Below are 9,335 nucleotides of genomic sequence, written 5' to 3'. Positions count from 1 at the left end.
TGTAATCTGCACACACCTGAAATCTCTTTTTTATAATGACATATAGCTTCATTGAATCTATCTTGTTCTAAAAAGGATAAGTACTTCAATAGGTTGAATCTAAATTCTTGTACTATTGAGGGTATATATATTAGGTCATCAGATCTCTTTGATTCAAATTCCTCTATTTTTTTAACATCTTTAGAATTTATTATATATTCATACTCGTCCAAAGTTTTTTCTGTATCTATGTCTTCTATATGTATGTCTAAAAAATATTCAACGGGCACTTCTAACCTTTTAGCCAATAAACGAAGTATGTCTGCAGATGGTTGGAAACGGCCATTTTCTATATTGCTGAAATGTGATACTGAAGTAATTCCTCTACTAGCTTCTTTCTGTGTAAGCCCTTTAAATTCTCTTTGTCTCTTAATTCTATTGCCAATGCGCAAAATCTTCACTTCCTCCTAATTAGTAAAACAAACATTAATTAAGATTAATTTTAATTAAAAGTAGAATCAGACAAAAACAGACAATTAAATATATAGAAACAGAAAATTCATCACTTAAATTCAAAAATCGATAGTATTTCAGAGATTATATACATAATTTTCTAGATTAGTATTGTATTCTTGCAAACATAGAATTTTTAGACTTAAATGTTACTATGAGTATAGTACATATTTGTTAGAGGGGCAAACAATTATAAGTATGTATATAAACTAAGGGAATGGGGATGTATCATGAAAAAGAACACTTGGTTATCTGCAATACTATCGTTTGTTTTTCCAGGATTGGGTCATTTGTACCTTGGGAAAGTTTTGAAGGGTATAATTTTTATGGTGGCTAATGTAGTAGCTCTTTTATTAACGAGCAATATTTTAGGTATACTACTTTTCTTAATAGTTTGGATATATGCGATTCTTGACTCTATTAAAACAACGCGTCTTTTAAATCATGAGTATAAAATTGCCTAAGGACAGTTCAATCATGAGTAACCTAAGAGTATATTTAATAATGTTTTTTAGTATAGCGTTTGCCACTATACTAATTACAAATTTATTAGCACAACCTCAAGAAACCGATCATGTTATTTTTACGCTGAACTACAAACATGTAATAGACATATTTTTGTTAAACTTATTTTATATGTTGATTCTACTGCTTTTCTCAATTACAGGAATAAGTTTAATACTTATTTTTAAGGTGTTCATAACTATTGGACAAGGACCTTCTATAGTCGGGATAGACCCATTAATATACTATAGCGCTTCATTAACCCATGGAATAGGGGAATTAATGGCATGTTTCATTGTTTTTATTTTCTCTATTAACCAATGGAAGGTATGGATTAGATACTTTAATGGAAAATCAGAAAAAAATGAAATTAAAAAACTTTATCTGGTTTTTTTGAAAAAGGTGATACCTGCTATTATCATAATTGTGTTTATTAGTTCGATATGTGAAGTATATATATCAAACAAATTAATTCAGTTATTTATTTAGCAAAGAGGAGGCGTATAGCTTTTGACTATGTTCACTTACAAAACTCCTGCCTATAGGGGAAGCACCAAAAAGATTGAAATTCATAATGAACAAAACGAATTGGTTGGTTATATAGAACGATTTTATTCGAACTTTTTTCAAAAATCGTTGGATTTTATCTTTAACAGCACGTTTGCAATAAACGTACATTCTTACGATGCTAACAATAGTATGGTAAATAAAATTAAAGAAGAAATCAGCATTAATACATTAATAAAGTCAAGATGGACAGGCACCTCAAACAACTTCGGTAACTATATTGTGGAGGATAAAACAAAATTCAAGACTAATCCAAGAATAGAAGTCACAAGAAGTAATGGAGAAAAATTATTAATAAAAAAAGATTTTGCTGACAGAAGAGTAATAATAACTGGTAGTAGTGGTGAAGAAGTTGCATTAATAACATCTAACAGATTAATACCTCCCAGAGAAATATCTATAAAGTTGTTTTCTAATGAAATACCTGCGTTAGAAACTGCAGCATTACATCTTTTATTTGATATTAGGGACTAGATAAAATGACAATAAAAATAATTGATAATAACAAGCTTATATTAAGAAGTAAAAGCGGAATAAGGTTTATATCGTTGCAGGAAATTCTTTACTTTGAAAGATTTAACAATATGACATATATAATTACTAGTGACGATGAATTCCATACTAGGAACTCACTTAAAAGCATAGAGAAATTACTACCGAAGTATTACAAAAGAGCGCATCGTTCTTTCATAATTAATATTAACAAGATTAGTGAGCTTAGAATGCTGAATACCAATGTATATGAAGCTTATTTTCCAGGTGATAAACAAGCATTGATTACAAAAGAAATTGTTGGCGATTTAATATGAGTAAATAAGACTCTATAATCTTGGTAAAAAGATCCATAGAGTCTTAATTTAAGGTTAATTATAGAAGAAAGCTTGAGGTATATTTCATGGAAAAAACCATTTTGGATGTAAGAAACTTAAGTAAAATCATAAAAAAAAAGCCTATAGTAAACGATGTGTCCTTTTCCATTGAAAAAGGGGAAATTTTTGGTTTGTTAGGACCAAACGGTGCTGGAAAAACAACTATTATGAAGATGATAATGGGCTTACAAAGTATAGATTTCGGTAGTATATTCTATAAAGGAAGGAATATTAAAAATCCAAAAGAAATCCTTAACGAAGTTGGTGGAATAATCGAGTCTCCCAATTTTTACCCTTATTTATCGGGTTTAGACAATCTGAAGTACTTAGCCTCTATATCCCAAAAAATAATAGATAATAGTGATTTTGAATATATATTGCAGTTTTTAAATCTCCATAAAGATAAAGACGTAAAAGTAAAATACTATTCATTAGGGATGAAGCAGAGATTAGGCATAGCCCAAGCACTTATACATAAACCAGATTTACTAATACTCGATGAGCCCATGAATGGCCTTGATCCAATAGGTATAATCGATTTTCGAAACTATTTAATCCACCTAACAAGAAATAAAGGAACTACTATTTTAATATCTAGCCATATAATATCAGAAATAGAATTAATTTGTGACAGAGTTGTTTTTATGAATGACGGAAAAATCATAGACACTTTAAACCAAGATGAAATAACCAAATTTAGTACAAAAATAGGCCTCACCACTAATGATTCTAGTCGTGCAATAAAAGTACTTAGTTCGCATTTAAATCTTTCATTTGAAAATAATGATTATGAAGAAATTATAGGTGAGATAAAAAAAGAACAAATAACTGAACTATTAAAGACTTTAATCGAAAACGAATTTCAAATTTACGAGGTCAAACAGTATCATGAAAGTCTAGAATCAAAATTCCTACAGTTAGCAGGGGGAAATAGAAATGAATTTAATTCCGTTGATTAAGGGTGAGATATTCAAAATACAAAAATCCAAGTCTTTCATTTTATCTTTAATGCTAGTAACTGTTGTAGTGATAGTTTCTGCGTTTATTAGTTTTAATTCTTATACAGGTGATTGGAGAATAAACTTAGAAAAAAAGGTTAATGATGATTGGACGTTATTATCCAATATAAATCAAGACGACATGGCTTTTGATATTATACAAAAAGAAATAATATTAAATACTTATCATTTAACTCATGATATTCCTCCTTCCGGATCAGGGCACTTAATAAGCTATATTGAAAAATATGCTGGCATAACATCACTGATCGGATTAATAATAATGTTTTATGCAAGCAATATGGTATCTAAAGAGAATACATGGGGCACTTTAAAAATGATGTTATTAAGACCCTATAATAAAGAAGAAATATTAATATCGAAATATATATCTTTGTTATATATTGGGATTGTTATGTATATATTTACATTTATATTGTTAAATATAAGCGGCGTGATTATCTATGGGTTAGATACTATTAGTTTTACTTCTGTGGCACTGAATACAAATGGTGAACTGTTCGAGCAAAATGCGATAATACAAATTATTAAACGTTATTTATATAGTTTTCTTTTACTGTCTGCATATACAGCACTTGCAATTATGATATCAGTTATCTTTAATAACAGTAATCTATCCATCGTGATTACAGTATTCACTTTTATTTTTGGTGGTAGCTTGTCGGCTTATTTTTCAGAATACACTTGGGCAAATTTCTTATTTTTCTCTAATACTGGGCTAGACTCTTTTGGCGTAGGACAAACTTTATCTTTAGAACCTTCACCTGTATTTTCGACTACAATTATACTCTTATATACAATTGTGTTTATCTTTTGTTCCATGGCGATTTTTAAGAAGAGACAATATGTCTAAGGATAGTAAAAGAGATACAAAATTAATATCAGGACAATAAAAATATCACTTTGGAAAGGGTATTTAAACTATGAACTATGATTATAAAGAGAAAGAAAAAAAAGGTAGATTATCTGTTTCGATTAGAGATATAAGTGAGAATTCATTGCTAGAAGTAGCAGCGAAAAACAACAACATAGAAATAGTCACATATGTTCATAATGACAAAACAACACATTTTAAACTGCCCAAGAAGCTCTTCGAACAAATGTACAAAAAATTGATGGACGATTATTAAAGGATAGAACATAGAATACATTTCAGTACGATTAAATTATGTTTTAGGTATTAACTGTTTGATCTGTTGTAAATTTCATGAGAATTTTTTTGTTTTCTGTGATGCTGCAATATACGATACACTACGGATCTACGAATTACTTTTGATGACGAACTCTCCCGTGTCTCTTGGCGTCCGATGCAACTACATTCCTTGTTCGGTCAGTCATAAGGCGGTGGCTGCGAAGCTCCTTAGGGAATTCTTTGATCGTATTTTAAATATAATGAAGGCTTCTCCTTGTCACCTCAGAATATAATGATGAGACAGCTCTCTCAAGCTTGTCCCATATGGATCGAATAAAGTATCTGCCTTGAAGTTTATAACAACTCTGTGTACTCCCTTTAAAAACTATATGAGTTCCGTGTTTGTGTTTTATACGGAAGTATTGAAATAGTTAACCATGATGTTTATTACGAAGATATATGAATAAGATTAAACTTTAGTTGGTTATATTAGTGCGCTAACACTTATAGCCTTTCAGTAGTCGATCATCAATGGTCAAGATATTTCAGATGGAAAATAAGCCCCTTTTGAGCCGTCCAATAACCCAAGGGGCTTATTCTTTCCGAACGACAGCATAGCTACGATTAGAAGTCCAAATGTCAATGCTACCATTAGTGCTTGGAATACTGTCAACTGCACCACCTCCTTTCTAAAATGGAGATGATGCCGACCACCCTTGAGTATTTACGAACTATTGTTCTTCTATTATACCATAAAAAAACTACTATTTAATAGGATTAAGATAGTAGTTTTATAGCGTATTTGTTTTAAAAAATTATAAGTGGCAACGAAATTTATCACCTGTCGAGTGTGAAATTCATTTTTTCCCCTGGAGCTGTAATTAACTTTCCATAAGCATATTTAGATTCACTGTTCAAATTTAGTTCTGGAACTATAAAACCAAAATCATCAGTTGGAATATCTATTGAAGGAGTAGTTATCAATTCCTTAAAATCCAAAATGATGCTCGAATCTTTAAATGCTTCTTTTGGATCGTCATCCCAACCGGTACTTAAACTTCCTTCCATAGCCATTTCGACAGTTAACCGTTCGCTATGCCCTTCAACTCTAACATCTGTAAGTTTTGCAGTAGCTTTAATCGGGACCGAGATGTAAGAGGGGAATTCATCCATATAAATGTCCTCTTGAACTACGTCTGTAAAAGATAATTCGAGTTGGCCAAGTCTATGGCTTCCTTCCCATGTTTGTCCGACAAGTTGAGAAACAACAGTTATATATTGTTCTTTTGCTTCATTTTTCTTCTGTTCTTCTTCTTTCGCTTTTCGCTGCTCATCTTCCGCTTTTTGTCGCTCTTCTTCGGCTCGTTCCTCTTCGATGTTCTTACCGTTTACAATTTTTAATATTTCCTTTTGAGCAGTTTCCTCACCTTCTAAAACATAATAATCGCCATCAACTTTGTTCAAAATCCAAGCGAACGTTTCACCTTCTTCACCCTTTTGAGGACTGACCAAAACCATTTTCCAACCATTCTCGTATTTGTTATCTAGATGATTTAGGACTTCCTTTTGTATGTCTTCATTCTTTAATTCTTTAAAACTTAGTTTTTCAGTACCGCCTAAAGAATGTACAATGTCAGCTAGTTCTGATATTGCTTCGCTGTAGTTTCCGTCGATAGCTTGGTGTTGTGACATGATTTTTCTAAATGTCATAGAGTCCTGGTTTAAAGCAGCTTCATACACTTGTTTTACTGTTTGTGCAGCTGAGTTTGATGATGCTTCTTTACTTGAACATGCAGATAGTAGAATAACTGATGTAATTAAAAGCAATATTTTCTTCATGATGTTCTCCCTGTGTTGTATTTTTTATTAACGCCCTTAGAACTACTTCTTTAGCATAATAGTTTTAAGTTCTTGTGTCGATTATAAGGTCCATAGTAGCTCTAAATAAATTCGATATATTTATCTGATTTGATAATCATTTCAGTGACCTTTCGATCTTTTTGATAAGTATTCTTTTTCAACATGCCGAAAGCCATTATGTTCTTTCCAATCAAATCTTTATCCTGGTATGTGAAATTTTTAAAGTGTTGATCAAAGATAACGAGCGAGAAAAACCCCTGTTCCGTTGGTTCGAAATTAATATACCACACTTTTTCTCTTCTATAGACACGCTCAATTTACCCATGTATGAAGTAGGGTACATCAAGCGTTAAGTCTTCCAAAAGTGCTATGTGAGCTTAGCATTTTCGGTGTATCTTTTTGTTCTTTAAGTGCATCAGAGTCCAGTTCATCTACCTTCTCATCATCATCTTTAGTTGTTCAACTAATGCGCGTTTGGAAAGGGTTCTGCAGTCGGCATTAGGGCTTAGTCTACGTGAAGCCGCGAACACGAAAGTAGCCTATATCGTGGAGAGAGATTGGAGGCTCTTTTCTGGAAAGCGGGCAGCGATAAACTGGCTTTGACATGTAGTACATAGCGTCAGGAAGGCCAGAAGGGCTCGTCTGGCACCTTGTAGGCATATGGATATGAGCACCAGGTGCGTGAACTAGTTAAAGGCAAGGACAAGGGCAAGTACGTAGTTAGTACAACACCCTCAAGTCGGCCTATAACCATGCCAGGGTAAGAGAGGTGCTAAAGAACGAGTTGCAAGCACCGTTATATTTTTCAGCATAGATTTTGTCGCATTCTTCTTTTTCCAACGACTGTATTTGTATTTTAAAATTCTGATGAGCTAAACAGCACTTTGATGAACTCCGTTTCCCCATCCCTGTAGGGTGGAAGAGCATGTTAGTAGCTTCAATCGGCTAAGTATTTACAATTATCGGTTAATGTTAAGGGGAGGAAATGAAGAAAACGAAAACAGTATAATCGCTTACTAGGCAGGAGCTAATTGTAATTCAAAGTTATTTTTTCTTCTTCTTTAAAGGAATGCTATACTTTGTAGCATTCTTTTTCATTTGTGTAGCTAGTTTTTCAGCTTCTTGCTTTTTCAAAATAAAAACCCCTTTCCTATTTACACTATAAGTATAGGGATAGCGTGGCCACTTTTTATATTGTCTATACATCATCCCCTCTTCACGTACATAGACTCAAATATGTCTTGTACAGAATGACAGAGTACCAGGGTAAATAGTGGAAATAGGGGGAACTTTCAATGGGGAAGGTAAAGACGAGAAAGGTAAGAAGTGATAAAAAACGTGACGTAAAACCAACTATATCCATCGAGTTAAAAGACTGCGTGTATAGGTTATCTTATATTACAAACACACCTGTACAGCACATTGTTGAACAGATTTGCGAAAGTGGTATTGGTTCGCGAAGGGTGATTGAATACTTGGCTCCACACTTTAGACGTACCGTTAGATTGAACAATACTTTGTTCATGGGTGGGGTTGACCGACCACTTATTCCAAAACGTGATCCTGGTGTAACTCAACGAATTTCAACACGTTTCAACCAGGTAACTTTTGAAAATATTAATACATTGGCTTATGCGCTCGATGTTACACCTTCAAGGGCTACAGGGGTTTTACTAGATGCTACTATTCATAGCACTGATTTCTTAAATGTCTATGTCCGAGGGTTTTTGAATCAACAACTGGATCAAAGACGTATGCAAGAATTAAAAAAAGTGTTGCGTTTTATCAATAACAACAACTCTTCCAATGAACATTATTCGTGGTTTGTTTTTCTTTCTAATTTCTATGATGAAATTAAGGACACAGCAAATACAGTTTCTAATTCTATTTACGACTTCCTGGACAAATGGAAATCCTATTAGAGAAGGGAGGGATGGTACATCTAATTTTGTAAGTGTTAAAGAAGAAGCATGGAAATATACCAACTATAAATCTTTTAAGAAAGTGACGTTACGTAAAATATGTATTTTACAGCTAATTAAGGAATGCGCTTTATGGTATGATTTTCTTTAGTGCTTTCAAATGAAATTTTATTAAAGTGAGTCGATATTGAAAATGCCGAATTATAAATTTTTGCAACAAATGATGTTAACAAGTTCCATCTTCTTGGCATTGCATATTCTTGGTGGTTGCCAAAGTAAAGAAGATAAGAAGTTTTTGGAGTTGAAAGCATACGAAGAAGAAATAAAAGAAGCTAACCGTTTATTATCAATTGAACCTTTCAAGAGTTATCTTAAAACATCGCCTCTTATCGGTAGAATTGAAGAAGGCGAAAAAGTAATGGATCACCAATCTTTTAGCTATGATTTTAGGGAATCCTTTGGATTTATAATACTTCATCATCGTCCAGAAGGTGAGTTCACAAACGGTTTTTTTGCAGATACATTAAGTAGTATCTATATATCTATAGAAGAAGAAAATATTCTTGATCCTCAATATAAAAAGATGTTAAAAGAGTTAGTGTTCATGATAGATAGTGACTTTGATTTCGAAAATTTCTATGTAACAGTAGAGAAAATGGAGCCAGTGAGTGACTATACATATCCATTTGATAAAGGTTTCATAGGGTATAAAAATTATCATTATAGGATGAAGAAACGTGTAGCAAGCTCTTTTATATCAATTGAGATACAACCTTACTCGGATAGAGTATTAGACTCAATAATGGACAAATAGAAAACAGCAATTGTATGAGTTTTTCAGGGGCTTAATCGGTTTTACAACCAATGAATGACGATTAAGCTGCCCTTTTGACTGTTCGGGAGTGTATGATCGTTCCTGATGATAATCACAGCTATCTGTATTATATAGATGGGCCTTAGACGTCCATTT

At 32.6% G+C, this 9,335-nt stretch carries 10 protein-coding genes; 7 read left to right on the top strand and 3 right to left on the bottom strand.

The window, feature by feature from the left end; genetic code table 11:
* A partial coding sequence (locus QT711_RS18225; protein ID WP_317946622.1) for a helix-turn-helix domain-containing protein occupies positions 1 to 440 on the bottom strand: 440 nt, incomplete at its 3' end.
* Positions 441 to 722: 282 nt separating this feature from the next.
* Between QT711_RS18225 and QT711_RS18220 the strand changes: the two genes are divergently transcribed.
* From QT711_RS18220 to QT711_RS18200, 5 genes are all read left to right on the top strand, one after another.
* A complete protein-coding gene (locus QT711_RS18220; RefSeq protein WP_317946620.1) occupies positions 723 to 956 on the top strand; it encodes a DUF6677 family protein in 234 nt (77 codons plus the stop codon).
* Between the two features lie 556 nt (positions 957 to 1,512).
* Complete coding sequence (locus QT711_RS18215) at positions 1,513 to 2,037, top strand: tubby C-terminal domain-like protein (protein WP_450097604.1); 525 nt, start codon at positions 1,513 to 1,515, stop codon at positions 2,035 to 2,037.
* A 5-nt stretch (positions 2,038 to 2,042) separates the two neighbouring features.
* Positions 2,043 to 2,372 carry a LytR/AlgR family response regulator transcription factor gene (locus QT711_RS18210; protein ID WP_317946615.1) on the top strand — a complete coding sequence of 110 codons (330 nt, stop codon included), beginning with the start codon at positions 2,043 to 2,045 and terminating at the stop codon, positions 2,370 to 2,372.
* An 86-nt stretch (positions 2,373 to 2,458) separates the two neighbouring features.
* On the top strand, positions 2,459 to 3,391 hold the full coding sequence (locus QT711_RS18205; RefSeq protein WP_317946613.1) for an ABC transporter ATP-binding protein: 933 nt from the start codon (positions 2,459 to 2,461) through the stop codon (positions 3,389 to 3,391).
* A complete protein-coding gene (locus QT711_RS18200; protein ID WP_317946611.1) occupies positions 3,369 to 4,304 on the top strand; it encodes an ABC transporter permease in 936 nt (311 codons plus the stop codon). Before QT711_RS18205 ends, QT711_RS18200 begins: the two co-directional genes overlap by 23 nt.
* Before the next feature lie 814 nt (positions 4,305 to 5,118).
* Here QT711_RS18200 and QT711_RS18195 read toward each other — a convergent pair.
* Both QT711_RS18195 and QT711_RS18190 read right to left on the bottom strand, forming a co-directional pair.
* Positions 5,119 to 5,256, bottom strand: coding sequence for a putative holin-like toxin (locus tag QT711_RS18195; RefSeq protein ID WP_317946609.1), 138 nt, complete (start codon positions 5,254 to 5,256; stop codon positions 5,119 to 5,121).
* Between the two features lie 164 nt (positions 5,257 to 5,420).
* Positions 5,421 to 6,422: a putative periplasmic lipoprotein gene (locus QT711_RS18190; protein WP_317946608.1), complete on the bottom strand. Its 1,002-nt coding sequence runs from the start codon at positions 6,420 to 6,422 to the stop codon at positions 5,421 to 5,423.
* A 1,316-nt stretch (positions 6,423 to 7,738) separates the two neighbouring features.
* Here QT711_RS18190 and QT711_RS18185 point away from each other — a divergent pair.
* Both QT711_RS18185 and QT711_RS18180 read left to right on the top strand, forming a co-directional pair.
* Entirely contained in the window at positions 7,739 to 8,365 is a 627-nt protein-coding gene (locus QT711_RS18185) for a hypothetical protein (RefSeq protein WP_317946606.1), read from the top strand.
* Between the two features lie 187 nt (positions 8,366 to 8,552).
* On the top strand, positions 8,553 to 9,179 hold the full coding sequence (locus tag QT711_RS18180; protein WP_317946605.1) for a hypothetical protein: 627 nt from the start codon (positions 8,553 to 8,555) through the stop codon (positions 9,177 to 9,179).
* Positions 9,180 to 9,335 lie beyond the last annotated feature (156 nt).

It is taken from the genome of Sporosarcina saromensis (assembly GCF_033253735.1).
Lineage (GTDB): Bacteria > Bacillota > Bacilli > Bacillales_A > Planococcaceae > Sporosarcina > Sporosarcina saromensis.
This window is presented reverse-complemented; position numbering and strand designations above follow the sequence as displayed.

Bases quoted from the DNA above. Each gene is read 5' to 3' on its own strand.
- QT711_RS18200 (WP_317946611.1), top strand. From the start codon at position 3,369: ATGAATTTAATTCCGTTGATTAAGGGTGAGATATTCAAAATACAAAAA.
- QT711_RS18205 (WP_317946613.1), top strand. From the start codon at position 2,459: ATGGAAAAAACCATTTTGGATGTAAGAAACTTAAGTAAAATCATAAAA.
- QT711_RS18220 (WP_317946620.1), top strand. From the start codon at position 723: ATGAAAAAGAACACTTGGTTATCTGCAATACTATCGTTTGTTTTTCCA.
- QT711_RS18190 (WP_317946608.1), bottom strand. From the start codon at position 6,422: ATGAAGAAAATATTGCTTTTAATTACATCAGTTATTCTACTATCTGCA.
- QT711_RS18185 (WP_317946606.1), top strand. From the start codon at position 7,739: ATGGGGAAGGTAAAGACGAGAAAGGTAAGAAGTGATAAAAAACGTGAC.
- QT711_RS18215 (WP_450097604.1), top strand. From the start codon at position 1,513: ATGTTCACTTACAAAACTCCTGCCTATAGGGGAAGCACCAAAAAGATT.
- QT711_RS18210 (WP_317946615.1), top strand. From the start codon at position 2,043: ATGACAATAAAAATAATTGATAATAACAAGCTTATATTAAGAAGTAAA.